Annotated in this window: 14 protein-coding genes and 4 tRNA genes; 4 read left to right on the top strand and 14 right to left on the bottom strand. The window is 36.7% G+C overall.

Translation table 11 applies throughout. From position 1 onward, the window contains the following. Nucleotides 1-20: 20 nt before the first annotated feature. From F1325_RS12170 to F1325_RS12205, 8 genes are all read right to left on the bottom strand, one after another. Nucleotides 21-479 carry a hypothetical protein gene (locus F1325_RS12170; protein ID WP_109373850.1) on the bottom strand — a complete coding sequence of 153 codons (459 nt, stop codon included), beginning with the start codon at nt 477-479 and terminating at the stop codon, nt 21-23. A 63-nt stretch (nt 480-542) separates the two neighbouring features. Continuing rightward, nucleotides 543-995, bottom strand: a complete 453-nt coding sequence (locus F1325_RS12175; RefSeq protein WP_109373851.1) for a phage tail fiber protein — start codon at nt 993-995, stop codon at nt 543-545. A 10-nt stretch (nt 996-1,005) separates the two neighbouring features. Continuing rightward, on the bottom strand, nt 1,006-2,493 hold the full coding sequence (locus F1325_RS12180) for a DUF3383 domain-containing protein (protein WP_109373852.1): 1,488 nt from the start codon (nt 2,491-2,493) through the stop codon (nt 1,006-1,008). Nucleotides 2,494-2,501: 8 nt separating this feature from the next. Then, a complete protein-coding gene (locus F1325_RS12185; RefSeq protein WP_109373853.1) occupies nt 2,502-3,014 on the bottom strand; it encodes a phage gateway protein in 513 nt (170 codons plus the stop codon). Between the two features lie 93 nt (nt 3,015-3,107). After that, nucleotides 3,108-3,557, bottom strand: a complete 450-nt coding sequence (locus tag F1325_RS12190) for a lysis protein (protein WP_109373854.1) — start codon at nt 3,555-3,557, stop codon at nt 3,108-3,110. Continuing rightward, the gene (locus tag F1325_RS12195; protein ID WP_109373855.1) at nt 3,554-3,958 is read right to left on the bottom strand and encodes a structural protein; all 405 of its coding nucleotides are present in this window, start codon (nt 3,956-3,958) and stop codon (nt 3,554-3,556) included. Before F1325_RS12195 ends, F1325_RS12190 begins: the two co-directional genes overlap by 4 nt. Continuing rightward, nucleotides 3,951-4,259, bottom strand: coding sequence for a phage holin, lambda family (locus F1325_RS12200; RefSeq protein ID WP_109373856.1), 309 nt, complete (start codon nt 4,257-4,259; stop codon nt 3,951-3,953). Before F1325_RS12200 ends, F1325_RS12195 begins: the two co-directional genes overlap by 8 nt. 366 nt (nt 4,260-4,625) lie before the next feature. After that, nucleotides 4,626-5,441, bottom strand: coding sequence for an antitermination protein (locus F1325_RS12205; protein WP_160230517.1), 816 nt, complete (start codon nt 5,439-5,441; stop codon nt 4,626-4,628). Nucleotides 5,442-5,679: 238 nt separating this feature from the next. Between F1325_RS12205 and F1325_RS12210 the strand changes: the two genes are divergently transcribed. Continuing rightward, nucleotides 5,680-6,417, top strand: coding sequence for a LexA family transcriptional regulator (locus F1325_RS12210; protein ID WP_160230518.1), 738 nt, complete (start codon nt 5,680-5,682; stop codon nt 6,415-6,417). Nucleotides 6,418-6,539: 122 nt separating this feature from the next. Here the strand turns inward: F1325_RS12210 and F1325_RS12215 are convergent. The 4 genes from F1325_RS12215 to F1325_RS12230 all read right to left on the bottom strand — a co-directional run bounded on the left by F1325_RS12215 (nt 6,540) and on the right by F1325_RS12230 (nt 7,170). Further along, nucleotides 6,540-6,615: transfer RNA gene (locus tag F1325_RS12215), tRNA-Thr, on the bottom strand. Nucleotides 6,616-6,621: 6 nt separating this feature from the next. Further along, nucleotides 6,622-6,709 (bottom strand) — tRNA-Ser (locus F1325_RS12220). Between the two features lie 291 nt (nt 6,710-7,000). After that, a tRNA-Thr gene (locus F1325_RS12225) sits at nt 7,001-7,076 on the bottom strand. Nucleotides 7,077-7,082: 6 nt separating this feature from the next. Then, nucleotides 7,083-7,170: transfer RNA gene (locus tag F1325_RS12230), tRNA-Ser, on the bottom strand. A 202-nt stretch (nt 7,171-7,372) separates the two neighbouring features. On the opposite strand from F1325_RS12230, the gene rcsD reads away from it, so the two are divergent. Together rcsD and rcsB are read left to right on the top strand one after the other, a co-directional pair. Then, entirely contained in the window at nt 7,373-10,081 is a 2,709-nt protein-coding gene (rcsD, locus tag F1325_RS12235; RefSeq protein ID WP_109374145.1) for a phosphotransferase RcsD, read from the top strand. A gap of 2 nt (nt 10,082-10,083) precedes the next feature. Continuing rightward, complete coding sequence (rcsB, locus tag F1325_RS12240; RefSeq protein ID WP_006533269.1) at nt 10,084-10,740, top strand: response regulator transcription factor RcsB; 657 nt, start codon at nt 10,084-10,086, stop codon at nt 10,738-10,740. A gap of 390 nt (nt 10,741-11,130) precedes the next feature. Here rcsB and rcsC read toward each other — a convergent pair whose 3' ends face one another. Then, nucleotides 11,131-13,965: a two-component system sensor histidine kinase RcsC gene (gene rcsC, locus F1325_RS12245; RefSeq protein WP_160230519.1), complete on the bottom strand. Its 2,835-nt coding sequence runs from the start codon at nt 13,963-13,965 to the stop codon at nt 11,131-11,133. Between the two features lie 193 nt (nt 13,966-14,158). Further along, on the bottom strand, nt 14,159-16,786 hold the full coding sequence (gene gyrA, locus F1325_RS12250) for a DNA topoisomerase (ATP-hydrolyzing) subunit A (RefSeq protein WP_160230520.1): 2,628 nt from the start codon (nt 16,784-16,786) through the stop codon (nt 14,159-14,161). Between the two features lie 172 nt (nt 16,787-16,958). Here gyrA and ubiG point away from each other — a divergent pair, with 172 nt between their 5' ends. Further along, a complete protein-coding gene (gene ubiG, locus F1325_RS12255; RefSeq protein ID WP_109374142.1) occupies nt 16,959-17,696 on the top strand; it encodes a bifunctional 2-polyprenyl-6-hydroxyphenol methylase/3-demethylubiquinol 3-O-methyltransferase UbiG in 738 nt (245 codons plus the stop codon). Nucleotides 17,697-17,825: the final 129 nt, after the last annotated feature.

Genomic DNA, 17,825 nt, shown 5'->3' on the forward strand with positions numbered 1-17,825 from the left:
ATCAAAGGCTTCCTCTAGATCTATAGTTGTTTTGAGTTCTGTGAAGGAGGCGAAACCCGCGGAGATGATGACTGCAAAGAAGCCATCAGCGTTTTTATAATCGACGGGAGAGAACCGCTGAACTTGCCTAGAAGGTATTGTAGGAAATTTAGGCTCCCGTCTTTGCCGAAAAAACTGGTGTTGTACTTCAGCATTTCGAGTTCAAGACGAATCAAGGCTTCCCCATCAGGCACATGATTATCAATTAATGTGCTGGTTTTTAGATAAATCTCTTGCCCTTCTTTTTCAACTGCCACATAAGCCATCATTTTTAACATGGCTTCTTTGCTGACTTCATAATCACCAATTTTAGGTGCATTCGATAAAGGATATTTAGCGAGAATTTCTCGTCCAATCGTTGCAGGTAATCGGCTAATAATAAAAGTATGTTCTTCACGATCACTATCAATAACAGTGATCTCTTTTGGTTTAATTAACATAATTAAATCCCATAAAAAAGGCGGCCGAAGCCGCCATTAGATGAATAAGAATAACGCTAAAAATTAACGTGCTCTGACACGATCAAAATCTTGGAAAATAAAGGTGTACTGCTTAGATTTGAGACGCCCAGCACTCGCAATTGAATTACCACGACTACCATTAGTAATTCGACCATTACGAGCAGTGGTAATAGAACCATCACCATAAGAAGCCACTAATGTAATAATATCGCTTGCATGACGACGTCCTCGTCTTGCTGTATTTGCATCAAGCAAAATAGCCAAGTTTTCATCTTCTTCACTACCTGCTAATACATTAACCGTCACAGTTTGAGGTGTAGGCGCTGACCAACTCACTAAATTACCATTAATATCTACTGCGGTTTGAGTGATATCTACTGCTGGTAAATCTAAAGGATCACCATCATCTGAAAATGTGGTAATAGGAATACCTGCAGGAAATGTGTTACTTGCCTGAATAATTAAACTTAAACCTGTTGCTGAAATATCGTTCATTGTTTGTTCCTTAAACTAAATTGTGTGAGCCTTCAACTTTACGAACCCAATCGCCTTTACCGTAAATTAATACATATTTCATGATGTATTCTGGTAAATTAGAAGGACCTGTTTCTTCAACGATTTCAGCGTTATACCAATAACCTTTATTTTGTACATCGTGCCACGCTAAATCATCACCTGCTGCATCTGTAATTGCGATTTTTTGTACTTCAGCCAGCGTTTTACCCGTAAGAATAGTGCCATTATTTAATGCTTTCGTAACTGCACCCGCAATAACCATCATCGCTCTTGCTTCACCATCTTTATTCGCTGGAATACCACGAGTGGAAAGCAATAAGCTTAACCATTGCTGTGCGATATGGGCTTTTAGCCATTGCTCATTAGTATGAACACTCATATCTAATGGATTAGAAGCATTTCCACATAAAAAACCACGTTGATAGAAGCTAATATCAGTGCCAGTAACAGCTGTTTCACCGTAATAGTTCACGCGTAATTTATCTAATCGATCCGCCGCAATATCGGTCTTAACTTGAGATGGGAAAGTGATACCAAATTGACGATACATATAGTTAGTCGTCGCATTTGTGCGATCAAAATCTGTTGCAGCCATAATTGCCATCGGTAGAGCTTGAACAAAAAAGTCATCATCTGTTTTTAAATTTAATCCCGTTGATGCGGTACCGATTAATGCTTTACTATAAATTTCGGCTTGTTTATCTGGAACTGATAAATAGAGCTGGTATTTTACATTTTCACCCGCAATATACTCTGCTAACTCAACACTTTGCTCTACTGAAAGCTCGGTTAAGAATGTCGCACTACCAAATGAATCAGAAATCGCTTCGGCAGCGATAAATGCTTGAAGCGCTGTTTGTGCCACATTACCCTCAGATGCATCTCCGTCACTTAACCCCATAGCATCAGCTAAAGGTGAGTGATCTATGGTGATCTTCGCTTTTTCTTGTACACCACCACTCATCAAGAAAGCACCATCAAGTGCATTAAAAGTGACGTAACAATTGGCAAATTGAGGTTCGCTTTCAGCGTTTAATTTAGCTTGGATCAGAGAAGCAACATCAGCGTAAGACTCAACATCTTTTAGGGAAATATCAGTAATATTTTTAGAGATATCACCGATAGTCAAAGTAAATGCACCCTCTTCAATTAACTTTAATTTATCAAGAGTTGCTGCTGGTGTACCAAATAATGTCGGAGCACGACCTACGGGTTCAAAAGAAGCAATTTGTAGCTCTTTAGGTTTACTAATAGGTGCGGGACTAACATAACTAAAATATTGACGAGCAAATTTCGCTTCTGGTGATCCTGCACCAAGTAATTCATCCACTTGCCCACTAGCAAATTCAAGTACTTTCCCTGCTGGAATTTTAGGGTTTGTTGAGAAAATACGAGCTGTAAGTTTGCGCATAGGTGCGGCTGATGCACCAATAACCGCGCTCGCAATATCAATATAGCGCGTTTGTTTAATAGACATATTTATCCTTAAATACGATATAAGTTAGAAATAAGTAAATTTGTTGCAGCAGTGTCTAAAGATAACGTACTGGAAAAAGTGACATTAAAATCAAATGAAGGATTATGCTCATAGCTATTTCCAGCATTTATTATCGGCGCTCGTCTAATTTCGCTCGCACGTTGTATCCCTATTCCCTCTTTTCTCATTGATTCGACAAAAGACAACGAATTAATAATCATCCGAGTCATTCGAATTAAATCACCTGCTGTTAAATTTGGATGTTGTTTAATAAAACCTTGAACCTGAAATGTTAATTCGAACAGTTGTTGTTCTTTATGGTTTGCATTATTACCTTGAATATTATAATTTCTTTTTTGCCAACCTTGGCCAACCTCCTTTATAGGAAAAAACATAATAATATTATTATCTTGCTTTTTATCTGGTTGATAACCAGCAATAACATCAACATTAATACTTGCTGATCTAAATTGTTTTAATAGTTGTTCACGAATGGCAATATTAATATCATTATCTTTCATTTCACCTCCTTAATATAACTCTCCTTTTCTTTATAAAAATTCAATCTATTTTATAAATAATTTTTATTGATTATAAATTAATTAAAGTGATTTTTAATTAATACACTCTTGCCGAATATAATCTTGTAAACCTAAAATGATATGTTCTGATTGCGCAATTCGTTCTCTGAGTACCCAATAATTTCGGATAGCGGTGTCAGTAGGTCTGGCGGTGCTTGCATCAACCAAGCCGGCGGTGGAATTGGCTGATATTTTGGGGCATTCTGCTTTGATATACACCCGCTCAGGAGTACGTTCACTAATATCACGCAACTGATCAATTTCTTTTTTTGCATGCACAAGTTCCTGTAAATGACGATTATCAAGTTGATTAAGCTGACTTATTCTTAATTGATAATCTTTATTCTCTGCAATCTGTTGAATAAGAGATTGATTAATATTATTGTATTCCTGTTTCAAGGATTTATTTTTATCAATTAACCAAATCGATCCTATACCTAGGCATAAAATCACTATTGCCATTATCTTTAATAAATAATTCATAATAACAACCAAGCATCTTCAAAAACTTTTTCTGAATAAGGTTGATAGCCAAGTTCAATATTAACAATCGCTACTGCTAAAGGAATAGCGACATTTTTTAATTGTGTATTAATTGGATTATCAGCCTCAATACCAATTTCTTTTGATGCTCGACTAATATAGCCTACCGTATTATTTTCGTTAGGTGGAGCATAACGATTGATAATTGTTTTAATGGTATTTAACCCATATTTTTTTTGGTACGTTTGTAATAATTTGTAGATGGCTCGTATTCCATATTCAGGTGAAATAAATTGGCAAAAATCTTTATCGGTTTGCTCTATGGATAATCCTTGCCATTTCGAACCGTGCCGGATATTACCGGGGTTATTATTACGCTCACCTCGTGCTATTTTAGCCATTTTTAACTCCTGCTCTTCCTTTAAGGAGTTTACTCACGGAATCTACTCCGACATAACCAATAAACACACTGGCTAAGTAAGCAAACTCATGATTAATATTAAATAAAATTAGAATATCTTTAATAAACCAAGCAAACATTGCACACATCAGCCCATCTATAGAGGTTTTTTTCCATCCTCCGCCGTTATATAAACCTCGAAGAATAGCCATTCCTCCAGCAAGAGAGGCTGATATTCCTTGCTCTTTCATTGAAGAAAGGGCAATAAATATCTGTTCCCATAGATCTGGATTTTCTTTCATTGTTTCTCATGGCTTACCTCCAATAGGAGGAACTGTAATAAATAATATACTCATCCACAGCACTTAAATTTAAGCACTGTTTTAACATGAGTATGTTTATGTTTTATTTATCTAATTAGATAAATGGCAGATATAAAAAAGACCACATTGTGGTCTTCCATTGAAAATAAAATTTAACAGATATCGTTAATTTATATTAGCTAAGAAAATAGAGATACAAAAAAGCCCCACTTCAAAAATTGGGGCTTTTTATATTCTGTTGTGAGGTTTTTAGATACAAATATCTCACTGTGGAGTTATAGTATGCTTATTTTTCCTAAAAATCAATAACTATTTTCTACAAAAATAAATAAATAGAGAAAATTATTACCTAATGGTCACTTCTTGCAGAATTTTTTCTGATAAGGACTCTTCTTTAAAGCATTCTTCAACTAAATGTTCAAATAACGGCTTGTAGTTACTGTACGCAACAGTTTTAGAAACACTCACCACCATTTGTACTTGCTCTAATACTTCGCTGAATTTTAAACGAGGATATCCGCGTCCTGAACATTGATTACAAGGTTTGAAAACAGACATACCTTGCTTTTCACTCTCTTTTTTATCTAAAACTTGACCACGTCCATGGCAACGACATGCTAAACGAATTTCAGCTTTCCCCTTACATGTAGGGCAAACCACTCGAGTTGTTTCTCTTACTTCACGGTAAGAAGTTTTATTTTGGGGTTTAACTTTAAGCTCATTTTTAAAATTTCGCTCAAGCTCTTTAACAGATTTTGAGGTGTAGCTTTTTGTAGTAAAAACGTCAACTTCAATAAATCCATTACTGCAATCAGGACACGCTTTCTGACTTGCGGCACTTCTTGCGTAATCTTGGAAAGCATAATTAGCAATAATGTGTAAAACATTAACTTTCACATCTTCATTAAGTTTATCAATGGCTTTATATTGATAAGCCTGAGTTAGTGCATATTGATAAAGGCTTTCTATTGCTTCACTGGGATGATTAATACTATGTTTAGCTAAAAATAACTCTATGCCCATTCGCCCTTTTCGAGTTACTAAACTAATTGATGTCATCACATCAGTCACTGACAGTGAATCTACTGCCTTCACTGTTCTTACATCACTTAATACAATGCTTTTTGGTGAAAAATATTTAGGTAAGTCTGCTAGTCTCATTTAATGCTCCTTTTGATTTCCTATCACTACTAATTGGTCATCCATGTACCACGACAAGGCATGGCATTTATGCATCTAAATCACCCGCATTTTACGGCGTTATCTCAACGTGATTTTTACTTACCACTCTTGCATTGGTTTATTTAGTTAATTTTTTGTACTTTTCGTACTTTTATTAACTAATAGTTAATGCTATATTTTAACTAAAGTGACGTCAAGTAGCAAAGGAAATTAACCAATGGTTAAAAATGATAATAAAACGGAGTTCACAAAAAGGCTTCAAGAAGCTTGCTTAGATTCAGGGATTGCAGGACGTGGATTAGGTAAAAGAATTACAGATGCACTCGCTGAGCAAGGTATAAAAGTCAGTGCTCCAGCTGTATGGAAATGGCTGAACAATGAGTCAATTCCTGATCCAACAAATATCTTAGCATTAAGCCGATGGCTCGATGTTCGAGCAGAATGGTTAGAATATGGGCGAGGAGCAAAAAGAAACGATGGTGTTTCAGTAAATGAAATGACACCTGTTGATGATTGGGATAATAATACGCCGATAGAACGAGATGAAGTTGAGATCCCCTTCTATACTACTATTGAATTGGCTGCAGGTTTCGGAAGTTGTACCACTGATAATCAAAAGGTGGAATTATTGAGATTTTCTCGTTCTACATTTAATCGCTATGGCGTTCAACCTAGTGATGCCGTTGCTTTTAAAGTTCATGGTGACAGTATGTCCCCAGTTATTCCTGATGGTTCGATTGTCACTATCAGTACAGGACATACAAAAATTGTTGATGGTGGTATTTATGCTATTCAACAAGGCGATCTTTTGAGAGTTAAAATTTTACACCGACTCCCCAATAACACCATTATCATCCGTAGCTATAATACTATTGATTACCCAGATGAGCGTTCGACATTAGAAGAAGTGAAAATTTTGGGACGAGTATTTAATTGGTCTGTGATGGGGTGGTGATCACGATAATACACAAAAACACCACCATCTTTTTATGTGGTGTTTTTTTACTATATCATTTCAATATTAAAATTGATCCAAGAAAAAACCCGCTATCTCTTGCGAGATAACGGGTTCTTATATGGTGCCGGCTACCGGAGTCGAACTGGTGACCTACTGATTACAAGTCAGTTGCTCTACCAACTGAGCTAAGCCGGCTAATTCTGGCGGAAGGATAGAGATTCGAACTCTAGGATGGTTTCCCATCGGCGGTTTTCAAGACCGCTGCCTTCAGCCACTCGGCCATCCTTCCATAGCGCGGAATTATGCCTATCTCTGACCCCGCTGTCTAGTCCTGATTGTAAAAAAAATGACTTTTTTATCTGTTTGCTCAATCTTCAAACGCTTTCTGCTTAAAAAATGCTAACTCACTAATATATTGATTAATTTTTGATAACTAAAGATAAAAAATCAGAGTGATATTGAGAAATAAACGGAGTACCCCGTAAGGGTTTAAATAAAAATAAATAAGAGGAAAAATAAAAAAAGAGAATTATAGATAAGAAAAAACCCGCTACCTCTTACGAGATAACGGGTTCTTATATGGTGCCGGCTACCGGAGTCGAACTGGTGACCTACTGATTACAAGTCAGTTGCTCTACCAACTGAGCTAAGCCGGCTAATTCTGGCGGAAGGATAGAGATTCGAACTCTAGGATGGTTTCCCATCGGCGGTTTTCAAGACCGCTGCCTTCAGCCACTCGGCCATCCTTCCATAGCGCGGAATTATGCCTATCTCTGACCCCGCTGTCTAGCTCCGATTGTAAAAAAATTGGATTTTTTTGTTTGTTTGCTCAAAGTTCATCCGAATATCCCTTTTAAAAGGATAACCTGTTAATATAATGGCTGAATAATGGTGATTGTTTATTCAATTTTCTATTTTTAATTACATTGTCTCTTAAAGGCTCGCAAACTGAATGCGTACATTGAACCAACTCAAGCCAAATACACTAACTCGTCTATATGCCCTATTTCTTCTTTTTATGGTCATATCGCTTTTTCTCTACGCTTACAGTTATTTTGACACTTGGCTAGATAGCAAAAAAAACGCTATCAACAATACAACTCTCAAATTCTCTCGACAGGTTGAAGATTATCGTTACCACTCTAATCAGCTTTTTCAGTTATCAAATAAAATAACCGATACCTCGATGTTTCCTGTATTGCGACTTAATCCAATAAAATTGCGTTCTGATGTATTTTGGCTTGAAGGACGAGACCAAACCGTAGATTCCATTATATTTGGTAAACCCAATGAGCAAACCTTTCAGTTAGCACAACGATTTGCAAATTCACTCGAAATTCTTTGGGGTGTGCGTAATGATTACAGTTCACTTTATTATCTAAATGGTAAAGGGAATGATCTTATCTTAATTACAACTCATTCTGTGCTTAAACCGGAGATCCGTTACAAAGAAAGCTATTTAACATTAACGGCTGAAAGTAAACGGTCTGAGTTATTGATGCAATCAACTGCATTAGATGAAAAAGAGAGCCTTTCTCCTATTAGGAAAATGTCTACGGAAAACATTTATTACTATACTTATCGTATTATGTTTAATGTACCGGGTCAGCTAACCAGCGTAGTGGCGTTTGATCTGCCTATCAATAATTTCTTGCCTTCAGAGCTATCTCCACACTACTTAAGATTACTTCCGACAGGTCAGCAATCTGTTTATGACAAAAATAACATTGAAATATCAACCGATGGCTCTTCACTGATTTTTTCTCAACCGATTATTGGGATCCCATATTCACTCTCTTATGAATACCCTATGAAGTCGATTATAAAAGAGATTGCCTACAAAAATATTTGGTTATTAATCAGTCTGCTGATATTTATTTCTATCTCCGTTTTTGGCCATATTTATATCCGTAATAAGTACGTTTTTCCTTATATCTCGATGACTCGTAATCTACGGATCAAAGAAGAGATGACAAACGACATCATTTCAAACCTTCCGATAGGATTACTAGTCTATAATTTTTCCTCTAACCATAAGATTATTAGTAATAGTCATGCGGAAAAATTACTGCCTCATATCGATTTATCTAAGATCCGCCAAATGGCAGTTGAGCACAATGGCTTAATTCAAACGGCTATCAACAACGAAATTTATGAAATAAGAACAAGTAATAATAACAATATTGACAATACATCATTATTCATATTTCTGAATAAAGATAACGAAGCGCTAATCAATAAAAAATTACAACTTGCACAGCAAGAATATGAGAAAAATACCATCGCACGACGCAAGATCTTATCTAATATGTCATTAGAATTAATGCGTCCTATCAAAGATATAAATGAGATGGTTTATCAATTTAAAGAATTATTACCCGAAGACACTCATCAACAATTGCTTAGCTTATTATTAGAGAAAACAAATTACATTTCTGAATGGATAGAAAACATTACATTAATTAATAAGTTAGAAAACCAAGAATGGAAAATTCATAAGGATGAATTTGAACTATCAACATTAGTTGAATCTATTCTGATAACAGCATCACCTTTTATGATAAGAAAAGGCCTAACACTTTATTTCCACAATAATATAAGACCTGGATTACTTTTAATTAACGATGGTCCCGCTTTAAGTAAGATTATTTTATCATTGATTAATTATGCCATTAGCACGACTAATTATGGAAAGATAACCGTTAATCTGAATTTAGTTAAAAATAAAGATAAAGAAGAAATACTTATAGATATTATTGACAGTGGAAGCGGGCTTACACCTCAAGATATTGCTAATATAAAATACCCATTCTTAGGACAAGCAATGGGAGACAAATATTATTCTAATTCAGGTATCATTTTTTATTTATGCCATTTGCTATGCAACAAAATACAAGGAGAATTAACGATTAAGAGCCAAGAAAGTATTGGTTCTCATTTCCAAATTGCACTCCCATACCAGCATATAGATACTGAAGAACGAACATTTAACGTATTATTAGAGGGAATAAACGCAAAACTCGCTATAAAAAATCCTGAAATAGAAAAAATTATCTGTCAACAGCTTGATAAATATGGCGCCACATACTTTGATAAAAATAGAGAGAATCTTTATCCTGAATACGATATCATACTTAAGGATACACCGAATGATAACCCTGAATCTCCAACAATATTATTAATGAGTTCTATTGTTGGATTTGAAAAAATATCAAAAGATTTAATAAAGTGTAACTATAACTTCGGTGATCCTTTAATAGAGGCTATTACTTATTTAATTGAAGAAAATGAGTCATTTTCCCTAGATACAACTAAAGAGAGTATTTGGGATGAAAATAATAACCTTGATAAATACGAAGTAATTCTTAATAATTATAGGAAGAAGTTGAATGGTAGTGATTATAAGGAACTATTTATCAGTACTGTTCCTATTGATGTTGAAAAACTACACTTAGAAGCAACAAATAAAGACTTTCATTCTCTAGCCCAGACAGCTCACCGTCTAAAAGGGGTTTTTGCCATGTTAGATTTAGAATATCTCAGAGAAAGCTGTGAATATTTAGAGCATGACATAAAAAATCATAATGAATTAGAGATCAAAGAACGTATCACTCAACTGGATAAATGGATTCAACAGTTGCTGCAGCAAGGTAACAATTAAACATGAATAACCTTAATATTATTATTGCCGATGATCACCCAATCGTTTTATTCGGTATTCGTAAATCTTTAGAACAAATTGAATGGGTCAATGTTGTAGGTGAATTTGAAGATTCGACTTCACTTATCAATAACTTACCTAAGTTAAATGTGGATGCTTTAATTACTGACTTGTCTATGCCTGGCGATAAGTATGGTGATGGTATTACACTCATTAAGTACATCAAAAGACATTATCCTAATTTGTCTATTATCGTACTCACAATGAATAACAACCCAGCTATTTTGAGCGCAGTTCTTGATCTTGAAATTGAAGGTATTGTGCTTAAGCAAGGTGCTCCGACTGATCTACCAAAAGCATTGGCTGCACTACAAAAAGGCAAGAAATTTATGCCTGAAAGCGTTGCGAAGCTACTTGAAAAAGTAAATGCAAATGGTTATGGCGATAAACGTTTATCACCAAAAGAAAGTGAAGTGCTGAGATTATTTGCTGAAGGCTTTCTTGTGACTGAAATCGCGAAAAAACTTAATCGTAGTATTAAAACGATCAGCAGTCAGAAAAAATCAGCCATGATGAAATTAGGTGTCGATAACGATATCGCATTACTTAATTACTTGTCATCAGTGACTATTGATAAGGAAATTAACGGCCCGGATTAATTTCACCGTAGTTACCCTAGTCGCACCGATAAAATCAGGAAGCTCATCCCTTTGTGGGAGCTTCTCTGCTTTTTAATTTTTACTCTTTATCCCTCATTTTCTTTGGGTTTGCCTTTCTCTTTTCTTGCAAATATTTCCTGTTCAGAAGCACCTTATAAGCTACATGGCTTTATATCTGTACCTTTACTAGTTTTTTCGCTTATAGGCTGTTACAGAGACTCCCTCACTCTCCTTTTAATCAGCTTGTCTTATTATGGCTGTACTTTGCTTCATTTTATCTATCAAAATGCTTTGTAATTACGTCATTTTTACCTTATTTTGACTTAAAAAAAACCAAGGCTAATAAATTAGCCTTGGTTTTTAACTCGCTTTATTGTTCACGATCTAGAATTATTCTTTAGGTATATGCTTCACCAATACTTCTCTTAAAATAGAAAGCGAAACAGGTTTAGATACACAATCATTCATTCCTGCATCAATACAACGTTGTTTCTCTTCTGCAATCGCATTCGCCGTCACACCAATCACAGGCATATTACTGCCTATTTCTCTTATATGTGTTGCCAGCTGATAACCATTCATGTTTGGCATATTGACATCCGTCAGAACGATATCAACATGATTTTTAGCTAAATACGTTAATGCGTCACAACCATCTTCTGCTGTTACTGTATTAAAACCGATTTTTTTCAGTTGATCGGTCAACAATAAGCGGTTTATTGGGTGATCATCGACAATAAGAATCGTTAAGGTTTGTAAGCTACAATCAGTATCTTGCTCCACCATATCCACACAATTTGCTTCCACTTTATTTTGTGGCAATTGCAGTATTATTTTTGTTAACTCGTTTAATTTATAAGTACCGCAGACCCATACGTTTCCAGCTGTTTTCTTCGACGGCTCAAAATAATGCTCATTGATCCTAATAAATTGGCAGTTATCTTTTCTTGGTATATCGTAATCTGTGATAATAAAATCGGTCGAAGATAACACCACTTCTTCAGTAAGTAATTCACAGCTCAAGCCAAAATAACGAAGGTATCGACCAATAAAACCTTCTAAATAGAGATTTTTAATATCAATAAAACAGCGAACATTACTTTCTTTATAAATATTCTGTTTAAAAGAAGGCTCAATTCCTTCTAAAGCACCATAAAGAGGTATACGAACTGTAAAGCGGCTACCAATATTTTCTTGGGAAACAACGCTGATATCCCCATCCATTAAGTTAATTAGCTTTTCACAAATAGCTAAACCTAATCCTGTCCCTTCTGATGCACTTTCTGTATTTTGAGATACTTGGAAGAATGGTTCAAAAAGCTCATGCAATGCTTTATCGCTGATCCCTCGCCCTGTATCGTGAATATCGAAATAGAGATAATAATCATCTTTATAAAGATGCAAGGTAATACACCCTGTCGTAGTGAATTTAATACTGTTATTCAATAAATTAGAGATAACTTGTTGCACACGAACAGGATCACTATTTACAATTTTAGGTACATCAGGTTCGATAAAACAGTAAATAGCCAAGTCTTTTTTCGCAATCAAAGGTAAATAGTTAGAGATAACAAAAGAGAGCACTTGGCGACAATTAAATGGCTTAATATCAATTTTTAACTGTTTAGACTCAATTTTCGAGAAATCGAGGATATCACTAATAATTTTTAGTAATAACGATGAGGAGTTATCCATCGTTTTTAATAATCGAGCAGTATCATCGCTTTGTGTAAGAGATTGTAATAACTCTAAATTACCAATAATGCCATAAAGTGGCGTTCGTAATTCATGGCTGACAGTTGCCAAGAACATCGATTTAGCTTGGTTAGCTTGCTCCGCAGCTGTCGCCATGTTTTGTAATGAGCGCTCCATTTTAACCCGTGCGCTGATATCCACTAAAACACAGATAGCCACATCTTCATTTTGATAACGTGAATTAACAAAGCTGATTTGCAGATGATTACGATTGTTGGTCACTACATCGACCATATTGCTACTTTTCTCAGCAATAATAGAGAGGATATTTTGTTTATCGCTATGGCTAAGTAAACGAAAATAGTTATGAGCGAGTTCGTTACTTAAAATGATCATGCCATCACGTATTCTAAGAATACTAATCCCGACTGGCGCTGATGCCACAATCTTATGGTTAAACTGCTCGTGTTCTTCTAGACGAGAGGCATTGTTTTCAGCTGGGGAGAATATTTTTCGCTCAAAGATCCATACGAAGATAAAAATCATAATGGCTGAAATAATATTTAAGATCAGCGCATTAAAAATCGTAAATTTAAATTCATTTAAAATTTGTTTGAGTGGTAATGAATACACCACACTAAAAGATGAAGGCAATAATTTACGCTTAGCAACTAAGTCACTAAAGTCTTCATCAAAACCAAAATAAGGGGCACTAACATCAGGAACTTGTTTAACGGCATGATAGTTATTTTCTGCTGGATAGCTTAAAACAGTGGTGTTTCTACTATTAAGAAGGTGAATTGAAATCACTCTGTCTTTGGCGGGAGAAAAATATTCAAGGCGAATTGCCCTTTCAATACCGATCAAGCCAATAAATTTACCTGAGGCATAAACTGGCGACATAACATATAAAATTCCGCTATCTCCTTTTGCATCTGGCACTATCCAATATTGGTTAACCTCTTTACCTTGTGCGCGTTGATTGATGTAATTACGTGTATTTTCGTAAACCATCTTTTTCAACATTTCAGTATCAACAGGGGATGCGCGCAAAGGGAAGTTAATCATACACATGCTATGGGAGCCAACCATAAAGACTTGGTTTATTCCTTGCAGGGCGGGCGTATTATCTTTCCAATAATATAAGATGCTGTTAAATGAGCGAAAATAGTTATTCGTTTGCCCTTTAAACAATTCACAATCCGCAGTGTCATTAAGTTTATGAAGTGAAAAAGGTCCTTCATAAAATAATGAATTTTTCATACTCGGATTTAAATTGATCTGTTCTTGATGTCGTTCTGCGAGGTATTGTAAATCACGGATGGTGCCAGAGGTTTGCCTAAAGAAGCCAAGGAGATTGGTGTAGTTATTACTATACTCTTGCCGAATATCTGACTTTGTGTCATTGAAAATATTGATGAGGTAAAACATGGTTAACAATGCACCCATCGCCCACAACATGATACCTAATACACGAAAAAGGTAGCGGGAAATTTTTAACGATGTTTTAAAGGACGAGAGATATCTCAAACAACCACCCTAATCAATAATGCCTACCGCATAAGAAACTTATTCTATTCTAGCAGAAGTTACTGTATGTCTGAATGATATGATCTTTATCATCAAGATAATTTTTTCTGATGATGAACTGATCCTACCATATAAAAAAAGCAGGCAATTATGCCTGCTTTCTTTTATTTATACATCACAATAATGATAAATATTATTCTTCGTCTGCATCGTCCGCTAAATCTGAATCAGGTGCTTCTGATAACTCTTCGTTAATAACTTCATTAACTTCATCGTCATCTAATGCATCATCTTCATCTTCAACACGTTGCAAGCCAACGACCAACTCACCTTCGGTTGTACGAATTAAGGTAACACCTTGTGTATTACGTCCAACAATGCTGACTTCAGAAACTCGTGTACGAACTAATGTACCCGCATTCGTGATCATCATAATCTGGTCAGTTTCTTCAACTTGAATTGCACCAACAACTTTACCGTTACGCTCACTGACTTTAATAGAGATAACGCCTTGTGTTGCACGATTCTTCGTTGGGTATTCGCTTTGAGCAGTACGTTTACCATAACCATTTTCAGTTACGGTTAAGATATCACCTTCACCACGAGGGATGATAAGTGAAACCACTTTATCGTCATCGCTCAGTTTCATACCACGAACACCAGTCGCAGTACGTCCCATTGGGCGAACACAATCTTCTGCAAAGCGAACCACTTTACCATCCGCAGAGAACAACATAACTTCGTTAGTGCTGTCGGTTAAATCAACACCGATTAACTCATCACCTTCATTTAAGTTGACGGCAATAATACCTGCACTACGAGGACGGCTGAAATCTTGCAGAGGTGTTTTCTTCACGGTGCCGCTTGCTGTTGCCATAAAGACAAACTTACCTTCTTCATACTCTCTCACTGGCAAAATAGCCGTAATACGTTCATTTTGCTCAAGAGGTAATAAGTTGATAATTGGGCGACCACGAGCACCGCGACTTGCTTCTGGTAACTGGTAAACTTTCATCCAGTAGAGACGACCACGGCTTGAGAAGCACAGAATGGTGTCATGGGTGTTAGCTACCAACAGACGATCGATAAAGTCTTCTTCTTTAATTCTTGCTGCTGATTTACCTTTACCACCACGACGCTGTGCTTCGTAATCGGTAAGTGGCTGATATTTAACGTAACCTTGATGAGAAAGTGTCACAACAACATTTTCTTCATTGATCAAGTCTTCGATATTAATATCTGCTGTATTTTCAGTGATCTCAGTACGACGAGGATCGTTATATTGCTCTTTAATCGCATTTAGCTCTTCACGAATGACTTCCATCAGACGCTCTGGGCTTCTTAAGATATGCAATAGCTCAGCAATTTGGAGTAATAACTCACGATATTCATCTAACAGTTTTTCATGTTCAAGGCCGGTCAGTTTCTGCAAACGCAGATCCAAAATAGCCTGAGCTTGTTGCTCTGTTAGATAGTACTTACCGTCATGCACACCATATTGTGGCTCTAACCATTCAGGACGAGCAACATTGCTGTCACCAGCACGCTCTAACATGGTAGAAACGCTACCTAAATCCCAAGGTTGTGCAATTAACGCCGCTTTTGCTTCTGCTGGATTTGGTGCTTGACGGATCATTTCAATAACTGGGTCAATGTTCGCCAAGGCAACAGCCAGTGCTTCTAAGATATGAGCGCGGTCGCGTGCTTTACGTAATTCGAAAATAGTACGACGAGTAACAACTTCACGACGATGACGAATAAAGGCAGAGATAATTTCTTTTAAATTTAATAATTTTGGCTGGCCTTGGTGAAGCGCAACCATATTAATACCAAAAGAAACCTGCATTTGTGTTTGTGAGAATAAGTGATTTAATACCACTTCACCCACAGCATCACGTTTGATTTCAACGACAATACGCATACCGTCTTTATCAGACTCATCACGTAAGCCGCTAATACCTTCAATACGCTTATCTTTAACAAGCTCTGCAATTTTTTCAATTAAGCGAGCTTTATTCACCTGATAAGGAATTTCTGTCACGATAATAGTTTCGCGGCCTGTCTTCTCATCAGTTTCGATATCAGCCTGAGCACGGATATAAATTTTTCCGCGACCAGTACGGTAAGCATCTAAAATTCCTCTGCGACCATTAATAATAGCGGCAGTCGGGAAATCAGGCCCCGTAATATGTTCCATCAACTCTTCAATCGTGATGTCTTCGTTATCAACGTAAGCAAGACAGCCATCGATAACTTCGCCTAGGTTATGTGGAGGAATGTTTGTTGCCATCCCTACCGCAATCCCTGAAGAACCATTGACTAACAAGTTTGGAATACGGGTTGGCATTACTGCCGGAATATGTTCTGTTCCATCATAGTTAGGAACAAAATCAACCGTTTCTTTTTCCAAATCCGCCAGCAGTTCATGGGCGATTTTCGCCATACGAACTTCGGTATAACGCATCGCAGCCGCCGAGTCACCATCAACTGACCCGAAGTTACCCTGCCCGTCAACCAACATGTAACGCATAGAAAAAGGCTGTGCTAAACGAACAATCGTTTCATAAACAGCAATGTCACCGTGCGGGTGATATTTACCGATAACATCCCCAACAACACGGGCTGATTTTTTATAAGGTTTATTCCAATCGTTTCCTAGTACATTCATCGCGAAAAGTACTCGGCGGTGTACTGGCTTCAGTCCGTCTCGAACATCGGGTAATGCGCGTCCTACAATAACAGACATCGCATAATCCAAATATGAGCTTTTCAGCTCTTCTTCGATATTAACTGGTGTGATTTCTCTGGCAATGTCGCTCATGGAGCCACTGTCCCTCATACTACGGATTCAAAGGTTTAGAACTATACCACAAATCGCCAATTTTTGGAAAAAGGAAACGACTAAATTAATGATCCTTTCGCTATTCTCTTCGATTTCACCGTCTAACGTTGGTAGAATCATGGCAATATGAAAATAGGAGTAATACTTTCTGATGAATGATAAAACAACCTCTTTACATGCTAACGTGGATCAGCATGAAATCGACAAGTTTGAAAGCGTCGCATCACGGTGGTGGGATCTTGAAGGTGAATTTAAGCCATTACACCGCATCAACCCACTAAGACTCAACTATATTCAAGAACGCGCAGACGGCCTATTTGGAAAAAAAGTCCTAGATGTCGGTTGTGGTGGCGGTATTTTGTCTGAAAGTATGGCATGCGCTGGGGCTGAAGTAACTGGACTTGATATGGGTACAGAGCCATTACAAGTTGCACGTTTACACTCACTGGAATCGGGTATTCCTGTCACTTACATTCAAGATACCGTTGAAAACCACGCGAATGACAACCCACAAACTTACGACGTCGTTACCTGTATGGAGATGTTAGAGCACGTTCCTGATCCATCTTCTGTGGTAAGAGCCTGTGCAAAACTGGTAAAACCTGGTGGACATGTTTTCTTCTCAACCATCAATCGTAATAAAAAAGCGTGGCTAATGCTGGTAGTAGGTGCGGAGTATATTCTGAATATGGTACCTAAAGGCACACATGATGCTAATAAGTTTATTCGCCCATCAGAATTGCTTAGTTGGGTCGATGAAACCGATTTACGTAGCAAAAATATGATTGGTTTACATTATAACCCAATCACTGACAAATTCCGATTAGCGCCAAATGTCGATGTGAATTATATGGTGCACACACAATCGACACATAACTCGAATTCATGAAACTGAAAGTTTGATTTGGTTTAATAAAACATCAAACGATCACATTTTTTAAAATTGACTTTACATCGTTGTCACTTGAATTTGTGTTTCTTACTGCCTGTATTTATGCAGGGTACAGGCAGTTATTAA

This window comes from Proteus columbae (assembly GCF_009914335.1).
Lineage (GTDB): Bacteria > Pseudomonadota > Gammaproteobacteria > Enterobacterales > Enterobacteriaceae > Proteus.

Excerpts from the sequence above, each read along its gene's own strand:
- F1325_RS12170 (WP_109373850.1), bottom strand. The coding sequence starts at position 479 with ATGTTAATTAAACCAAAAGAGATCACTGTTATTGATAGTGATCGTGAA.
- F1325_RS12175 (WP_109373851.1), bottom strand. The coding sequence starts at position 995 with ATGAACGATATTTCAGCAACAGGTTTAAGTTTAATTATTCAGGCAAGT.
- F1325_RS12180 (WP_109373852.1), bottom strand. The coding sequence starts at position 2,493 with ATGTCTATTAAACAAACGCGCTATATTGATATTGCGAGCGCGGTTATT.
- F1325_RS12185 (WP_109373853.1), bottom strand. The coding sequence starts at position 3,014 with ATGAAAGATAATGATATTAATATTGCCATTCGTGAACAACTATTAAAA.
- F1325_RS12190 (WP_109373854.1), bottom strand. The coding sequence starts at position 3,557 with ATGAATTATTTATTAAAGATAATGGCAATAGTGATTTTATGCCTAGGT.
- F1325_RS12195 (WP_109373855.1), bottom strand. The coding sequence starts at position 3,958 with ATGGCTAAAATAGCACGAGGTGAGCGTAATAATAACCCCGGTAATATC.
- F1325_RS12200 (WP_109373856.1), bottom strand. The coding sequence starts at position 4,259 with ATGAAAGAAAATCCAGATCTATGGGAACAGATATTTATTGCCCTTTCT.
- F1325_RS12205 (WP_160230517.1), bottom strand. The coding sequence starts at position 5,441 with ATGAGACTAGCAGACTTACCTAAATATTTTTCACCAAAAAGCATTGTA.
- F1325_RS12210 (WP_160230518.1), top strand. The coding sequence starts at position 5,680 with ATGGTTAAAAATGATAATAAAACGGAGTTCACAAAAAGGCTTCAAGAA.
- rcsD (WP_109374145.1), top strand. The coding sequence starts at position 7,373 with ATGCGTACATTGAACCAACTCAAGCCAAATACACTAACTCGTCTATAT.
- rcsB (WP_006533269.1), top strand. The coding sequence starts at position 10,084 with ATGAATAACCTTAATATTATTATTGCCGATGATCACCCAATCGTTTTA.
- gyrA (WP_160230520.1), bottom strand. The coding sequence starts at position 16,786 with ATGAGCGACATTGCCAGAGAAATCACACCAGTTAATATCGAAGAAGAG.
- ubiG (WP_109374142.1), top strand. The coding sequence starts at position 16,959 with ATGAATGATAAAACAACCTCTTTACATGCTAACGTGGATCAGCATGAA.